The organism is Chryseoglobus sp. 28M-23 (genome assembly GCF_014789785.1).
In the GTDB taxonomy this organism is placed as follows: Bacteria; Actinomycetota; Actinomycetes; order Actinomycetales; family Microbacteriaceae; genus Microcella; species Microcella indica.
In genome coordinates this window covers 2,492,962-2,507,412 of record NZ_CP061846.1, presented here as the reverse complement: position 1 = coordinate 2,507,412, position 14,451 = coordinate 2,492,962, and the positions used below count along the sequence as shown (strand labels likewise).

At 70.0% G+C, this 14,451-nt stretch carries 13 protein-coding genes, 1 tRNA gene and 1 pseudogene; 10 read left to right on the top strand and 5 right to left on the bottom strand.

What is annotated here, in order from left to right; genetic code table 11:
* Window positions 1-3 precede the first annotated feature (3 nt).
* Window positions 4-954, bottom strand: a complete 951-nt coding sequence (locus IE160_RS12215) for a hypothetical protein (RefSeq protein WP_191151272.1) — start codon at window positions 952-954, stop codon at window positions 4-6.
* A gap of 71 nt (window positions 955-1,025) precedes the next feature.
* On the opposite strand from IE160_RS12215, the gene IE160_RS12210 reads away from it, so the two are divergent.
* Window positions 1,026-2,390, top strand: a complete 1,365-nt coding sequence (locus tag IE160_RS12210; RefSeq protein ID WP_191151271.1) for an ATP-dependent DNA helicase — start codon at window positions 1,026-1,028, stop codon at window positions 2,388-2,390.
* The gene (locus IE160_RS12205; RefSeq protein ID WP_191151270.1) at window positions 2,387-4,498 is read left to right on the top strand and encodes an acyltransferase family protein; all 2,112 of its coding nucleotides are present in this window, start codon (window positions 2,387-2,389) and stop codon (window positions 4,496-4,498) included. The genes IE160_RS12210 and IE160_RS12205 overlap by 4 nt, the downstream gene beginning before the upstream one ends.
* A 22-nt stretch (window positions 4,499-4,520) precedes the next feature.
* On the opposite strand, the gene IE160_RS12200 is transcribed toward IE160_RS12205, so the two are convergent.
* Together IE160_RS12200 and IE160_RS12195 are read right to left on the bottom strand one after the other, a co-directional pair.
* Window positions 4,521-4,973 carry a hypothetical protein gene (locus tag IE160_RS12200; protein ID WP_191151269.1) on the bottom strand — a complete coding sequence of 151 codons (453 nt, stop codon included), beginning with the start codon at window positions 4,971-4,973 and terminating at the stop codon, window positions 4,521-4,523.
* A gap of 418 nt (window positions 4,974-5,391) precedes the next feature.
* Window positions 5,392-5,462 (bottom strand) — tRNA-Gly (locus IE160_RS12195).
* 121 nt (window positions 5,463-5,583) lie between these two features.
* Between IE160_RS12195 and dcd the strand changes: the two genes are divergently transcribed.
* Window positions 5,584-6,171, top strand: coding sequence for a dCTP deaminase (dcd, locus tag IE160_RS12190; protein WP_191151268.1), 588 nt, complete (start codon window positions 5,584-5,586; stop codon window positions 6,169-6,171).
* A gap of 21 nt (window positions 6,172-6,192) precedes the next feature.
* Here the strand turns inward: dcd and IE160_RS12185 are convergent, their stop codons facing one another.
* Window positions 6,193-6,567 (bottom strand): response regulator transcription factor, encoded by a 375-nt coding sequence (locus IE160_RS12185; RefSeq protein ID WP_191151267.1) that lies wholly within the window; start codon window positions 6,565-6,567, stop codon window positions 6,193-6,195.
* Between the two features lie 83 nt (window positions 6,568-6,650).
* On the opposite strand from IE160_RS12185, the gene IE160_RS12180 reads away from it, so the two are divergent.
* Window positions 6,651-8,738 carry an ATP-binding protein gene (locus tag IE160_RS12180; protein WP_191151266.1) on the top strand — a complete coding sequence of 696 codons (2,088 nt, stop codon included), beginning with the start codon at window positions 6,651-6,653 and terminating at the stop codon, window positions 8,736-8,738.
* Here the strand turns inward: IE160_RS12180 and idi are convergent.
* Window positions 8,708-9,259, bottom strand: a complete 552-nt coding sequence (gene idi, locus IE160_RS12175) for an isopentenyl-diphosphate Delta-isomerase (protein ID WP_191151265.1) — start codon at window positions 9,257-9,259, stop codon at window positions 8,708-8,710. The two genes, IE160_RS12180 and idi, sit on opposite strands and share 31 nt — an antisense overlap.
* Window positions 9,260-9,280: 21 nt before the next feature.
* Here idi and IE160_RS12170 point away from each other — a divergent pair, with 21 nt between their 5' ends.
* From IE160_RS12170 to IE160_RS12145, 6 genes and pseudogenes are all read left to right on the top strand, one after another.
* Window positions 9,281-10,351, top strand: a complete 1,071-nt coding sequence (locus IE160_RS12170) for a polyprenyl synthetase family protein (RefSeq protein ID WP_224744494.1) — start codon at window positions 9,281-9,283, stop codon at window positions 10,349-10,351.
* Window positions 10,348-11,247, top strand: a complete 900-nt coding sequence (locus IE160_RS12165; RefSeq protein ID WP_191151264.1) for a phytoene/squalene synthase family protein — start codon at window positions 10,348-10,350, stop codon at window positions 11,245-11,247. Before IE160_RS12170 ends, IE160_RS12165 begins: the two co-directional genes overlap by 4 nt.
* Window positions 11,193-12,839, top strand: a pseudogene (gene crtI, locus IE160_RS12160) (phytoene desaturase family protein); the annotation flags it as partial. The gene IE160_RS12165 and the pseudogene crtI, both read left to right, overlap by 55 nt.
* Window positions 12,839-13,186: a lycopene cyclase domain-containing protein gene (locus IE160_RS12155; RefSeq protein WP_179874021.1), complete on the top strand. Its 348-nt coding sequence runs from the start codon at window positions 12,839-12,841 to the stop codon at window positions 13,184-13,186. The pseudogene crtI and the gene IE160_RS12155, both read left to right, overlap by 1 nt.
* Window positions 13,183-13,530, top strand: a complete 348-nt coding sequence (locus tag IE160_RS12150; RefSeq protein WP_179872784.1) for a lycopene cyclase domain-containing protein — start codon at window positions 13,183-13,185, stop codon at window positions 13,528-13,530. Before IE160_RS12155 ends, IE160_RS12150 begins: the two co-directional genes overlap by 4 nt.
* Window positions 13,527-14,393: a prenyltransferase gene (locus IE160_RS12145; protein WP_191151263.1), complete on the top strand. Its 867-nt coding sequence runs from the start codon at window positions 13,527-13,529 to the stop codon at window positions 14,391-14,393. Before IE160_RS12150 ends, IE160_RS12145 begins: the two co-directional genes overlap by 4 nt.
* The last annotated feature ends 58 nt before the right edge of the window (window positions 14,394-14,451 follow it).

Below are 14,451 nucleotides of genomic sequence, written 5' to 3'. Positions count from 1 at the left end.
CATCTAGCTGCGCGGCGGGGCGATCGTGAGCCGCGGCATGCCGTCCCGCATGACGACTTCGCCCGTGACGGTTGCCGTGAGGGTCGTGTCGACGTCGGAGATGCGGCCGTCGAACAGGCGCTGCACGGTCACGCGCAGGCCCACCTCGGCGAGGGCGCGCACCTCCCACGTGCCGGGAGTGGAGGAGGCGGTGAGGGAGACGATCGGGTCGCTCACGAGCTGCCACTGCGGCGTCCCGAGCACGCGGTCGTCGATCGCGCGGCCGAAGGGGCAGCCGGCCGGCTGCAGAACCTCCTGCTCGACGCAGTCGGCGAGGAACGCCTCGACCTCCTGCAGCACGCCGCGTTCGAGCCGCGCGGTCGGTTCTGCCTCGAGCATGACGACGCGGGGTGCGGCTCCGGTGAGACGCACGCTCACCGACCGCCCGTCGACGTAGGGGTCGGCGATGCCGATCTCGAGCCGCGCGGGCACGAACCCGGTGACGCGGGCGGTCTCGCCCGCGGCGGCAGCGGCGAGGCGCTCGTCGTTGAGGAGGAACTCGTCATGCTGGTCCACGCCGACCTCGAGGCTGCGCACGGGCGGGGTCGTGAAGCTCCACTGCGGGATGATGCCGAGCAGGGGCTCGGCGGGGGCGAGGGTGAGGATGACGGTCTCCGCATCCGTCGCTCCTCCATATTCGGCGATGATCGCGACCCGGTCGTCGCCGCGCTCGATGCGGCCGATCACAGCGAGCACGGCGGGCTCGCCCGCGTCGCCGAGCGGGGTGGGGGTGCCCTCGGGGAGGCCGGCGAGACGCGACGCGGTCACGAGGTCGTCGGCCGCGAGCGCGTGCAGATAGCGCTCGACGTGGGCCTCGGGCGTCGCGGTCGCGCCGATGAGCAGGGCGAGCAGGCCCGCGCCGGCGCCGACCACTGCCGCCACCGCTCCTCCCCAGACCAGGGGTGCCCGCCTCATGCTCTCAGCCTACGGTTCGAGGTGCGGCTCGCCGGATACAGTGGAGGTTCCCGAACGCAGGCAGGAGCGTCATGGCGGCACCCGGCGCGGCACCCGGCGCGGCAGCGTCCGACGCGCGGCGCGCCCCCGACGGCACTCCGCTCAGCCCTGAGCAGTCGGCGGTGCTCGACCTCATCGAGTCCACGCGCGAGCACGTCTTCGTGACGGGGCGCGCGGGCACGGGCAAGTCGACGCTGCTCGAGACCTACCTGACGACGACGGATCGCACGGCGATCGTGTGCGCACCGACGGGGGTGGCCGCACTGAACGTGGGCGGGCAGACGATCCACTCCCTCTTCCGGCTGCCGATCGGCCTCATCGCCGACCACGACCTCGACGACCCGCCCGAGCTGCGGCGGCTGCTCGCGAGCGTCGACACCGTCGTGATCGACGAGGTGTCGATGGTGAGCGCCGACCTCATGGACGCGATCGATCGCCGCCTGCGCCAGTCGCGCGCCCGCCGGCACGAGCCCTTCGGCGGGGCTCAGGTCGTGCTCTTCGGCGACCCATACCAGCTCGCCCCCGTGCCGGGCCGCGATGAGGGCGAGCGCGCCTACTACGCCGACCACTACCGCTCGATGTGGTTCTTCGACGCCGCGGTGTGGCAGTACACCGACCTGCGCATCGTCGAGCTGCAGACCATCCACCGTCAGCAGGACGCCGACTTTCGCGCCATGCTCACGGCCGTGCGCCACGGCACGGTGACGCCCGAGATCGGGCGCGCCCTCAACGAGGCCGGCTCGCGCCCCGCACCCGAGGAGGGCGTGCTGACCCTCGCGACGACGAACGCGACCGTCACGCGCATCAATCGGGATGCCCTGCGCCGCCTGCCCGGAGACTCCAAGACCGCCCGTGCCGAGATCATCGGCGAGTTCGGCGGCGCGGGCGGCTACCCGGCCGACGAGCAGCTCGAGCTCAAGGTCGGGGCGCAGGTGATGTTCCTGCGCAACGACACGAGCGGCGACGGGCCGCCGCGGTGGGTGAACGGCACGCTCGGCACGGTCGAGAGCATCGGTCGCACGGTGCGCGTCGAGGTCGATGGCGAGAGCCACGAGGTGCTGCCGGCGACGTGGGAGAAGTACAAGTACACCTACTCCTCGGCGAAGAAGTCGGTGAGCAAGGACGTCATCGCCGAGTTCACGCAGTTTCCCCTGCGGCTCGCGTGGGCGGTCACGATCCACAAGTCGCAGGGCTCCACCTACGAGCAGGCGATCGTCGACCTCGGCCCGCGCGCGTTCGCTCCCGGCCAGACCTACGTGGCGCTCAGCCGCATCCGCTCGCTCGAGGGGCTGCACCTGACGCGCCCGCTGCGCCCGAGCGACATCATCGTCGACGACAACGTGCGCCGCTTCATGGCCGACGTCGAACCCCTCATCGGCCGCGCGGTGGCGCAGTGACGTCTCCCGCCGTGGAGTCATCCCGGCGGCTTCTCGATATCCAAGGTCTCCGTGGCATCGCCGTCCTGGCCGTGGTGGTGTTCCACGCAGGCCTTCCACTCCCGGGCGGATTCACGGGTGTCGACATGTTCTTCGTCATCTCCGGCTTCGTGATCACGGCGATGCTCGAGCGCGAGTACCGCGCGACGGGCACCGTGAGACTCGGGCGTTTCTTCGCGCGGCGCGTGCGTCGTCTCGGCCCGGCGCTCGCCGTCGTGGTGATCGTGACGGTTCTCCTCTCCGTCGTCGTCTCTGTCGGGATGGCGCAGCTCGCCGCGCAGACGGGCATCGCGGCGGCGCTCATCAGCGCCAACATCGTGATCGCGCGCACGACGGGTGACTACTTCGATGCCGCCGCGGCATCGAACCCGCTCCTGCACACATGGTCGCTCGCGGTCGAGGAGCAGTTCTACCTCGTCTTCCCCTTCGTCCTCCTCGGCGGGTGGTGGCTCGGTCGACGCAGTCGACGCCCCCTCGCCGCACTCGCGCTCGTGGCGGCTGTCGGCGTCATCTCGCTTGTCGTCGCTCTGGCTGACGCTGCGGGTCTGCTCGAGGGAATCGTCCCCGCGACCCTCGTCGGGTACTACGGCCCGCTCGGTCGCGTGTGGGAATTCGCCGTCGGCGCTGCCCTCGCCCTCGCCGTGGCGGCCGGATTCCGCCTCGGGGCCCGAGCAGCCGTCGCCGCGAGCCTGCTCGGTGCGGTACTCCTCCTCGCGGGCTTCGTGGTGATCTCCGGAGCGGTGGCCACTCCCGGGGTGTCGACGCTCCTGCCCGTGATGGGCACCGCATTGCTCATCCTCGGCTCCACGGCGGCGTCACCGACCACAGGGGTGCGCGGCCTACTGAGGTCGCGCCCGCTCGTGGTGCTCGGTGACCTCTCGTACTCGTGGTACCTGTGGCACTGGCCTGTGGTCGTGTTCACCGCCGCACTGCTTCCTGGCCAGCCCTGGGCCGTCATCGTCGCGGCTGCCGCATCGCTTCTCCCCGCGATCGCGTCGTACCGGTGGGTCGAGCAGCCGATGCGCATCGGTGGCAGCCCCATGGGCAATCGCCATGTCGGGGGGAGCGGCGGCGCGAGCGCGGGTGCGGTGGGCGCGAGCGCGCCGCGCCTCGTCGCCCTCGTCACGCTCCCGACAGTCGTCATCCCGGCGCTCGTTCTCGCTGGCGCCTCAGCAGGGTTCGGCATCGAGCCCGTGCAGCGCCACCAGGCCTCTGTCGTGCAGGTGAGCCCCAACGCCGCGCGTGCGGCAGGGTGCACCGGCCGCGTCGATCCCGCCACGCGAGCGGCGGGTGAGTGCACGTGGAACGCCGGGTCCTCCGGCGGGCCCGTCTATCTCCTCGGCGACTCGCACGGCGACCAGCTCAGCGACGGTGTCATCGAGGCTGCGATCTCCACAGGCCGCTCGGTGACCACGGCCATCCAGCACGGGTGCCCCTACACGGCCGTACCCGTCGCGATCGAGGGCGACGACCTGCAGGAATACGCTTCCTGCGCGACGTCGATCGAAGCCTCGTGGCGATGGCTCGACAGCCGAGAGCCCGGCACCATCATCGTCGCCTTCTCCGATCACTATTGGTCCGACCCACGCTTCGGACTCCTCGAGGGAGGCGCTGTCAATCTGGATCGTGAGCTGGCCCTGGTCGAGCAGCAGGCATGGCTCACGAGCGTCGTGCGCTCGGCGCGTGACGGGGGGCATGAGGTGGTTCTGGTCGCGGCGCTGCCCGTGTTCGACAGCGAACGGGGTGCACCGTTCACCTACCGGCCGCGCGAGTGCTCCCTGCCCGCGGTCATCGCTGAGCGGTGCCGCACGGCTATGCCCGAGTCCGTCGCGCGCCAGCGCCAAGCACCCATGAGGAATCTGCTCGACGCCGTCGCGGCGCGCACCGGCGCCGACGTGCTCGATCTCTGGGCGCCGCTGTGTCCCGAGGGCACGTGCCGCACCTGGTCGAATAGCGACTACGTCTTTCGCGATGCGCTGCACATCGGTGCGGCCGCGAGCGCATCGCTCGCACCGCACATCGCACCAGCACTCTCGACGACGACCACGCCTTCTGCCTCCACGCGGTAGCGCGATCGCGAGGGCAGGCCGTCTACGGCTCGTAGCCGACGTGTCCGCTGTGGTCGCCGAACACGATGCGCTGGCCTGTGTTCACGGTGCTCTCGTCCACTGAGCCCTCGGTCTCGACGGTCTCGGTGTTGACGGAGTCGAGCCCCGGGTCTGCGACAGCAGGAGCAGGGCTCACCGCTGGCCCGAGCGCGATGGCGATCGCCGAGGCGACGACCACGGCGCTCGCCGCAATGGTCGCAGCCGCGAAGGGCCGGGGCGGAGCATCCCCCCGATGCTCCCGCCCCCGCCTCGCCACGATGGCCGCAACGATCGCTCCCGACAGCGATATGAGTGCGACGCTCGCGATCGGCAGTCCTGCGGCCGCTCCCCCGAGCGGCGGCAGGTCCGCCGTCACGATCACCACCAGCGCGACTCCCCACAGCAGCGCTGGCGCAGCCAGAACACCGGCGACGACGCGTGCGGTGCTCCTGGACATGGTGACCTCCCCCAACACCCGACATTCGGTGCCCTGCGGAGAGGGGTTTGGTCATATCGAGCGAGGTCGTGCCGGAGGGCGTGAACTGTGCCCGCCAGAGGCAACTGTGCCGGCAGTGCAGGGCTCACGTGCCGCTAGAGGGCACAGACGTGAGGGTGTGCCGAGATGACTGTCGGCGGGAGCGAAGCGCCGCGACCGCGCTCGTGGCGCGGAGCGTGCTGCGCCGCAGGAGCGGCGGCGCAGCCAGAGGTGAACACAGAGGGGATGACGGGAATCGAACCCCGCAGACGCGGTGAGCGTCTGCGCCTCGAGCAGTGTGCCGAGTTGACTGTCGGCGGGAGCGAAGCGCCGCGACCGCGCTCGTGGCGCGGAGCGTGCTGCGCCGCAGGAGCGGCGGCGCAGCCAGAGGTGAACACAGAGGGGATGACGGGAATCGAACCCGCGCTATCAGCTTGGGAAGCTGAAGTTCTACCATTGAACTACATCCCCGCGCGCTGGAGCTTGGAGCGACAGCCATTTCTGGCTGTCGCCGCGACGCCAGCGCCGACACCCGTCTCGGGTGTCGGTAGTGCGCTGAAGCAGTGTAGCAATGCATCGCTAGGCTGACCCCATGCTGCTGAGCGATCGCGACATCCGCGCCGAACTGGATTCCGGGCGTATCGGGCTCGATCCGCTCGACCTGTCGATGGTGCAGCCGTCGAGCGTCGACGTGCGCATCGACGGTCTCTTCCGGCTGTTCGACAATCACAAGTACCCGTTCATCGACCCGGCGGAGGAGCAGCCCGAGCTCACGCGCCTGGTCGAGGCGAAGCCGGGCGAGCCGTTCATCCTGCACCCTGGCGAGTTCGTGCTCGGCTCGACGTACGAGCTCGTGACCCTGCCCGACGATGTCGCCGCGCGGCTCGAGGGCAAGAGCTCGCTCGGTCGCCTGGGTCTGCTCACCCATTCGACGGCGGGCTTCATCGACCCGGGCTTCAGCGGCCACGTGACCCTCGAGCTGAGCAATGTGGCGACGCTGCCCATCAAGCTGTGGCCGGGCATGAAGATCGGGCAGCTGTGCTTCTTCCGCCTGAGCTCTCCCGCCGAGAACCCGTACGGCACGGGCGCCTACCTCAACCGCTATCAGGGCCAGCGCGGCCCGACGGCGTCGCGCTCGTTCCAGAACTTCCACCGCACCGACCTCGACGCGAAGCCCTAGTCGCGCGCAGCCTGCGCACGTTCAGTCGGTCGCGGGGGCGAGCAGCGCGCCGATGCGCTCGATGAGCTCGCGCGAGCTGAACGGCTTGACGATGTAGTCGTCGGCTCCCGCCTCGAAGGCTCGTTCGACGTCGCTGCGCTGCGAGCGCGCCGTGAGCATGAGCACCTTGAGCCGGTGGTCGGGGTCGTGCCGTCGAAGCTCCTCGCACACGTCGATACCGTCGCGCTTGGGCATCATCCAGTCGAGGATGATCAGGTCGGGCTTCTGCGTGGCCGCGAGCTCGAGGCCCTGCTCGCCGTCGATCGCGCTGAGCACCTCGTGGCCAGCCCCCCGCACGCGGTTCTCCAGGAGGAGGAGCACGTCAGGCTCGTCCTCCACGATGAGAATGGTCGACATGGCACACCTCCCCTGGGTGAGTTGTTCCGTATCCTCTCATGTAACGTCCGCGCGGATGCGGCGATACGCGGGGAGGTGCGCCAGTGGGGCAAGGAGGTCTCGTCGGGCGCCTGTACCTCGCCGACACGATGGTGCGCCGCATCGGCATCATCGCACTTGTTCTTCTCGCCGGGCTCGTGAGCGTCGCCTCGGTGCTGCTGAGTCCCGTGGATGCTGCGATCTCCGCGTGGTGGCCCGCGGCCGGGTTGAGCGCGGTCGCGGTGCTCGCCTCGCGCGGCAACCGTGTCACGGTCGCCCTCGCCATCGCAGCCGTCACCTCGGTGGGAAATGTGATCGGCGGTCGCGAACTTCTCGTCGCCATGCTCTTCGGACTCGCCAACGCCGTCGAGGCGTGGCTCGTGGCGTGGGTGCTCACCCAGGGCAGCCCCGTCGCGCGGCTCGACGGCCTGCGTGACGTCACGCGCTTGCTCGCCGCCACGCTCGTGGGTTCCGCAGCGATCGCTCTCCTCGCGGGCGCGACGGCGTGGGCGCTCCTCGGCCGCGACTTCCTTCCGACGGCCCTCGGGTTGCTCAGTTCGCACGCATCGGCGCTGCTCGTCGTCACGCCGGTCGCGCTCGTGAGCTCGCGCCTCAACCGCCGAGTGAGCCCGGTGGAGGGCATGCTGCAGGTCGCGGCCGTCGTCCTGCTCGTCGGCTACACCTTCTGGCCGGGGAACGTGCTGCCGCTCGCGTTCCTGCCCTTCATCGCCCTGCTCTGGGCGGCGTTCCGATTGCCGACCATCGTCGTCGCGGTGGAGCTCATCGCGACCGCGGCCGCGACCACGATCCTCACCGCGGCGGGAGGCGGCCCCTTCGCGGTCTTCGCCGACGACGGTGCCCGCACGACGGTCGAGCTGATTCAGGCGTTCCTCATCGTCTACGCCGTCGGCGTGCTCTACGTCTCGGCCGCGCGCAACGAGTGGGCGAACGTCGTCACGCAGCTCGGCGCGCGGGAAGCGCTGCTGCGCGGGGGCATCGTCAGCTCCGAGACGGGCATCCTCGTCGCGGAGGTGCTCGACGGCGAGCGCCTGCGCGTCGTCGGCGTCAACGCCACGGCGCTCGAGGCGATCGGCCGCAGCGAGATGCCCGTGTCGTGGGGCACGGCGGGCATCTGGATGCAGCGTGACCGGGTCGTCTTCGGCGTCAGCGAGCTCGACGACCGCATCCGGGCGAGGGATCCCGGGCGCGTCGAGATCACGCGCGGCGATCGCCGCTTCGACGTCGACATCGCCTTCTACGCGGAGGCTGGGGGACAGCCTGTCGTCACCCTCGTCTTCACCGATGTGACCGCTCGGGATGCGCGTGAGCAACTGGCGCTCGCCGTTGCCGACGACCTGCGCCGCCTCAACGAGCAGAAGGACGACTTCATCGCCTCGGTGAGTCACGAGCTGCGCACGCCGGTCACGAGCATCCTCGGATTCGCCGAGCAGCTCGAGGAATCGCTGCTGCAGGCGCAGGATCAGCAGGCGACGAGGATCATCGCACGCAACGCGCGTCGCCTGGCCGACGTCATCCAGGATGTGCTCGAGCTCAGCAACCTCAGCGCGGTCGGGGCAGCCCCCCGCGCCGCCGCGCAGCTCGATCTCGTGGAACTCGTGCGGCACAGCGCCGAGGAGGCCTCAGGGCTGAGCCCCGCGCGGGAGGTGCGTGTCGACCTGACGGCGCCCGAGCATCCCGTCATGATCGTGGGCGTCTCCCAGGACATCGCGCGCGTGTGCGCGAACGTGCTGTCGAACGCGGTCAAATTCAGCCCTGACGGCGGCACCGTGCGCCTGAGCGTGATCGACGACGCGGAGGAGACGGTGGAGATTCGCGTCGTCGACGAGGGCCCGGGCATCCCCGCGGCCGACCTGCCGCACGTCTGGGAGCGCTTCTACCGCGTGCAGACCGAGCGGCACCGCGAAGTGCCCGGCACGGGCCTCGGGCTGCCGATCGTGAAGGGGCTCGTCGAGACCCGCATCGGCGGCACGATCGAGCTCGAGTCGGACGGCGAGACCGGCACGACGGTGATCCTGCGCGTTCCGCGAGAGCGAGAGAATGCGGTGCCGATCAACCCGACCGTGCGCGGAGCGAGTGGCGCCTCAGGGAACGCTCGGGATGCTCACGCCGACGCTCGGGAGGGCGCCGAGTAGGTTCCCTCCCATGCCGTGAGCTGCCAGCCCAGCCACGGGCTGAACGCGAAGGGCGTCGCCGCGACGGCGGAGCGCAGTTGCGCGGGCTCGACCCACGCCCACTCGGCGACCTCGTCGGCCGCGGGCGAGGGCTCACCCACCGCGCGCGCCGTGAAGACCGGGCAGATCTCGTTCTCGACGATGCCCGAGGCGTCCACGGCCCGGTAGCGGAAGTCGGGCAGGCTCACGCGCACGTCGGTCAGAGTCATGCCGAGCTCGCGCTCGGCACGGCGGACGAGTGCGTCCTCCATCGGCTCCTCGGGGGCGGGGTGGCCGCAGAAGGCATTCGTCCATACGCCCGGCCAGGTCTTCTTGGCGAGCGCGCGACGCGTGACGAGCACCCGGCCGCGGTCGTCGAAGACGTGGCAGGAGAAGGCGAGGTGCAGGGGCGTCTCGGTGCTGTGGACGGTCGCCTTCGGCGCGGTTCCGACGGGAGTGCCGTCGTCGGCGACGAGCACGACGGTTTCAGGAATGTCGGTCATGTGCGGCTGTAGTCTGCTCGGGTGAAGAGGAACGACCCGGTCACCATCGCTGAAGAGCGAGGCGCTGTGGTCGACGCTGTGCTGGAGCGCTTCTTCAGCCTAGCCAAGAAGCGCGCGGAGCCCCTGGGCGAGCACTACGAGCACCTCTGGGGACTGCTCGAGCGCAACACCCAGGGCGGCAAGCGATTCCGCCCCCGCATGGTCATGGCCGCCTACAGCGGGCTCGGCGGCACCGACCTCGAAGTAGCCGCCCACGTGGGCGCCTCCTTCGAGCTGCTGCACACGGCGCTCATCGTGCACGACGACGTGATCGATCGGGATTTCGTGAGGCGGGGCATCCCGAACATCTCCGGTACCTACCGCGACCACGCCGTCGACCGGGGTGCGAGCGTCGAGATCGCGGAGCACCGGGGCGTGTCGGCCGCGGTCATCGCCGGCGATCTCGCCCTCTTCAACAGCTACCGGCTCATGGAGCGCAGCGGCGTGGCCGATACGATGCGCGACCGCCTGCTCGAGGTGCTCGACGAGGCCATGTTCGCGAGCGCGGCCGGCGAGCTCATCGACGTGGACTTCTCGATCGACCCGCACACGCCGGTCGTGGACGACATCCTGCAGATGGAGCGGCTCAAGACGGCGGTGTACTCATTCGAGGCGCCGCTCCAGGCTGGCGGGATCCTGGCCGGGGCGAGCGAGCAGATCGTGGCGACGCTGGGCGACTTCGGTCGCGAGATCGGCATCGCGTACCAGATCGTCGACGACGTGCTGGGCGTGTTCGGCGAGGAGTCGTTCACGGGCAAGACGACGATCGGCGATCTGCGCGAGGGCAAGCGCACCGTGCTCATCGCCTTCGCGTGCGCGACGCCCCAGTGGGAGGAGCTGCGGCACCTCATCGGCAAGCACGACCTCACGGAGGCGGAGGCCCAGACCGCGCGCGCCATGCTCGAGGAGTGCGGCGCCCGCACCTTCGCCGACGACCTCGTGCGCGGGTGCGCGCAGCGCGCCCTCGACCTGCTCGCCGAGCCGCACATGCCCGAGGCCCTGCGCGCGGAGCTGCACCCCGTGGCCGCCACGGTTCTGGAACGGATGCGATGAACCGCCTCACTCTGTACGACCGTGTCGCCGAGGAGACTGCCGGCGTCGTCATCCGCCGCTACTCGACCTCCTTCGGTCTCGCGTCGCGCCTGCTCGCCCCGCGCGTGCGCCAGCACGTCGAGAACGTCTACGCACTCGTGCGCGTCGCCGACGAGATCGTCGACGGCGGGGTGACGGATGCTGGGCTCGACATCGCCGCCGCGGGCCGGTATCTCGACGAGCTCGAGGCCGACACCGAGCAGGCGATGCAGCACGGCTACAGCGCGAACCTCATCGTCCACGCCTTCGCTCGCACGGCGCGCGAGGTGGGCTTCGGCACCGAGCTCACTCGACCGTTCTTCCACTCGATGCGCGTGGACCTCACCGACACCGAGCACGACGACGCGAGCTTCGACACCTACGTGTACGGCTCGGCGGAGGTGGTCGGCCTCATGTGCCTGCGGGCGTTCCTTCAGGATGCGCCCACGGACGAGGAGCAGAATGATCGCATGGTGCGCGGTGCGCGCGCCCTCGGCGCAGCGTTCCAGAAGGTCAACTTCCTCCGCGATCTCGCCGCAGACTTCGAGACCCTCGGGCGCAGCTACTTTCCCGGCATCAGGGTGGACTCGTTCACGGAAGAGGAGAAGCACCGCTTGCTCGACGACATCGACCACGACCTGAGCGTCTCCGCAGCCGTGATTCCCGAGCTGCCGGCCGGCAGTCGGAAGGCCGTCGCGCTCGCGCAGGGCCTCTTCTTCGAGCTCTCCCGTCGACTGCGCACGACGCCCGCCTCGCAGCTCGTGCAGGCGCGCGTGCGCGTGCCCGACCCGGTGAAGGCGCGCATTGCTCTCGCGGTGCTCGCGGGGCGCATCCCGCAACCGCGCCGCACCGCCGTGCCCGCGGAGGTGACCGCGTGAGCCGCGCGGTCGTCATCGGCGGAGGCATCGCGGGCCTCTCCACCGCAGCCCTGCTCGCGCGGGACGGACACGAGGTGACGCTCGTGGAGCAGCGCGACGCTCTCGGCGGCCGCGCGGGCTCCTGGGAGGTCGACGGGTTCCGCTTCGACACGGGGCCGAGCTGGTACCTCATGCCCGAGGTCTTCGACCACTTCTTCCGGCTGTGCGGCACGTCCTCCGCCGAGCAGCTCGAGCTCATCCAGCTCGACCCCGGCTACCGCGTCATCACCCAGGGCTTTGAGGGTGCCGTGGACGTCGCGGCGTCTCGGGAGGAGAACATCGCGCTGTTCGAGTCGATCGAGCCCGGTGCCGGTCGCGCGCTCGAGACGTATCTCGAGTCGGCGCGAGACACGTACGAGATGGCGAAGAAGTCGTTCCTGTACACGAGCTTCGCCTCCTTCGGCCCGCTGCTCACGCGCGACGTGCTCAAGCGCAGCGCGAAGCTTGTGCGCATGCTCCTGCAGAGCCTCGACGCCTACGTCGCCCGGCGCTTCGGCGACCTCCGGCTGCGGCAGATCCTGGGGTACCCCGCCGTCTTCCTCGGCTCCTCGCCCTTCCTCACGCCGAGCATGTACCACCTGATGAGCCACCTCGACCTGGCCGACGGAGTGCTCTATCCGATGGGCGGCTTCACGCGCCTCATCGACCGCATCGCCGCCGTCACGCGCGACCAGGGCGTGAGCATCCGCACCTCATCACCGGTCGTGCGGATCGTCGTGGACGAGACATCGAAGCAGGTGCGCGGCGTCGAGCTCGCCGGTCGTGGAGAGGAACCGGGGGAGATCATCGAGGCCGACATCGTCGTCTCGGCCGCCGACCTGCACCACACCGAGACCACCCTCCTTCCGGAGGAGCTACAGACCTACCCGCAGTCGTACTGGGACAAGGCGACGGCGGGCCCGAGCGCGCTGCTGCTGTACCTGGGCGTGAAGGGCGAGCTGCCCCAGCTCGAGCACCACACCCTGCTCTTCACGGCGGACTGGCGCGAGAACTTCGAGGCCATCTTCGGGCCGACGCCGAGCCTGCCCGACCCGGCCTCGCTCTACATCTGCAAGCCGAGCGGCGTCGACCCCTCGGTCGCCCCGGAAGGGCACGAGAACGTCTTCGTGCTGGTGCCGGCTCCCGCCGATCTCTCCTTCGGGCGCGGCGACGTCGATGGCGACGGTGACACGCCCCTCGAGGCCTACGCCGACCGCATCATCGACCAGATCGCCACGTGGGCGCACATTCCCGACCTCGCCGATCGTATCGTCGTGCGCCGCACCTACGGCCCCGGCAACTTCCACGAAGACCTGGGTGCGTGGCGCGGCACCGCGCTCGGGCCCGCCCACATCCTCAAGCAGAGCGCGTTCTTCCGTGCAGGCAACGTCTCGAAGAAGGTGCGCGGCCTGTACTTCGCGGGCGGCTCGACGATGCCCGGCATCGGACTGCCGATGTGCCTCATCAGCGCCGAGCTCATCGTCAAGCGCCTGCGCGGCGACACCTCGACGGGTCCGCTGCCCGAGCCCCTCGAGTCGACCGGTCCGCGGGCCGAGGAGCCGTCGGCGGCGTGATCGGCTTCGCCTACCTCGGCGCACTCGCCATCGCCCTCACGGGCATGGTGCTCCTCGACCGACGGTTTCGCCTCTTCTTCTGGCGCGACTGGCGGCGGGCGGCGATCGTGCTGCCGCTCGGCGTGGTTTTCTTCCTGATCTGGGACGTCGCGGGCATCGCCCTCGGCATCTTCTTCCGCGGGCAGACGGACTTCATGACGGGGATGCTCGTGGCCCCCGAGCTGCCGCTCGAGGAGGTCTTCTTCTTGACCCTGCTGAGCTACAACACGATGAACGCCTACGCGGCGGCGAAAGATCTGCTCGCCGGGCGGCGGCGCCGCACGCGCACGGTGGAGGCCGGCTCGTGACCTACACGCTTCTCAATGCGGTGTTCCTCGCCGCGGTCGCAATCGTCGGTGTCGCAGCAGTCCTGACACGACGCTCGCCCGAGTGGCGTGCGGTGGGCCTCGCCGCGATCCTCATGCTCACGCTCACCGCCGTGTTCGACAACGTCATCATCGGCACCGGGCTCGTCGCCTACGACGACGCCCTCATCAGCGGAGTGCGCATCGGCGTCGCTCCGATCGAGGACTTCGCCTACACGGTCGCGGCTCTCGTGCTGCTGCCCGCGGTCTGGGAGCTGCTTCCGCGACGCGGTAGCGCGACCCGCGCCGCCGACGACGGCACCCAGGAGAGGGGTGGGCGCTCATGAGCACCCTCGCCCAACTGACGCTGAGCTCCCGCCCGCTCAGCTGGATCAACACGGCGTTCCCGTTCGCGGCCGCCTACCTGCTCACCGCGCGCGAGATCGACCTCACGCTCATCGTGGGCACCCTCTACTTCCTCATTCCCTACAACCTCGCGATGTACGGCATCAACGACGTCTTCGACTACGAGAGCGACCTCCGCAACCCGCGCAAGGGGGGCGTGGAGGGCGCGCTGCTCGACCCGAGCATCCATCGCACGACGCTCGTGGCGGCCCTCGTCACGAACGTGCCGTTCCTCGTCTACCTCGTCATCGTCGGCGATCCGCTGCCGTGGCTCGTGCTCGCGATCAGCGTGTTCGCCGTCATCGCGTACTCGATGAAGGGCCTGCGCTTCAAAGAGAAGCCCTTCCTGGACTCGCTCACCTCGAGCACACACTTCGTGAGCCCCGCCGTATACGGGCTGGTGCTCGCCGACGCCGCCTTCACGCCCGCCCTCTGGCTCATCCTCGGCTCCTTCTTCCTGTGGGGCATCGCGAGTCACGCCTTCGGGGCGGTGCAGGACGTGCTCGCCGATCGCGAGGGCGGGCTCTCCTCGATCGCGACCGTCATCGGTGCGCGCGCCACGACGCGCCTCGCGGTCGTCGTCTACCTCGCCTCTGGTCTCCTGCTGCTCGGCACCGAATGGCCCGGCCCGCTCGCGGCTCTCGCCGCCGTACCCTACGTCGTGAGCACCGCGCAGTGGTGGCGGGTCACGGATGAGACCGCGGAGGACGCGAACCGGGGCTGGAAGAGGTTCCTGCTGCTCAACTTCGTGGCGGGCGCCATCGTCACGATGCTGATGATCGGCTGGACGCTCACGACTCCGTAGACCCCTTTCGGAGGCTGGCCCGAGGGCAAGCGCCTACTCTGGAGAACTACAGAAGTGG

Coding starts and splice junctions, on each gene's coding strand:
- IE160_RS12200 (WP_191151269.1), bottom strand. CDS start 4,973: ATGTCCAGGAGCACCGCACGCGTCGTCGCCGGTGTTCTGGCTGCGCCA.
- dcd (WP_191151268.1), top strand. CDS start 5,584: ATGCTGCTGAGCGATCGCGACATCCGCGCCGAACTGGATTCCGGGCGT.
- IE160_RS12185 (WP_191151267.1), bottom strand. CDS start 6,567: ATGTCGACCATTCTCATCGTGGAGGACGAGCCTGACGTGCTCCTCCTC.
- IE160_RS12215 (WP_191151272.1), bottom strand. CDS start 954: ATGAGGCGGGCACCCCTGGTCTGGGGAGGAGCGGTGGCGGCAGTGGTC.
- idi (WP_191151265.1), bottom strand. CDS start 9,259: ATGACCGACATTCCTGAAACCGTCGTGCTCGTCGCCGACGACGGCACT.
- IE160_RS12210 (WP_191151271.1), top strand. CDS start 1,026: ATGGCGGCACCCGGCGCGGCACCCGGCGCGGCAGCGTCCGACGCGCGG.
- IE160_RS12165 (WP_191151264.1), top strand. CDS start 10,348: ATGAACCGCCTCACTCTGTACGACCGTGTCGCCGAGGAGACTGCCGGC.
- IE160_RS12145 (WP_191151263.1), top strand. CDS start 13,527: ATGAGCACCCTCGCCCAACTGACGCTGAGCTCCCGCCCGCTCAGCTGG.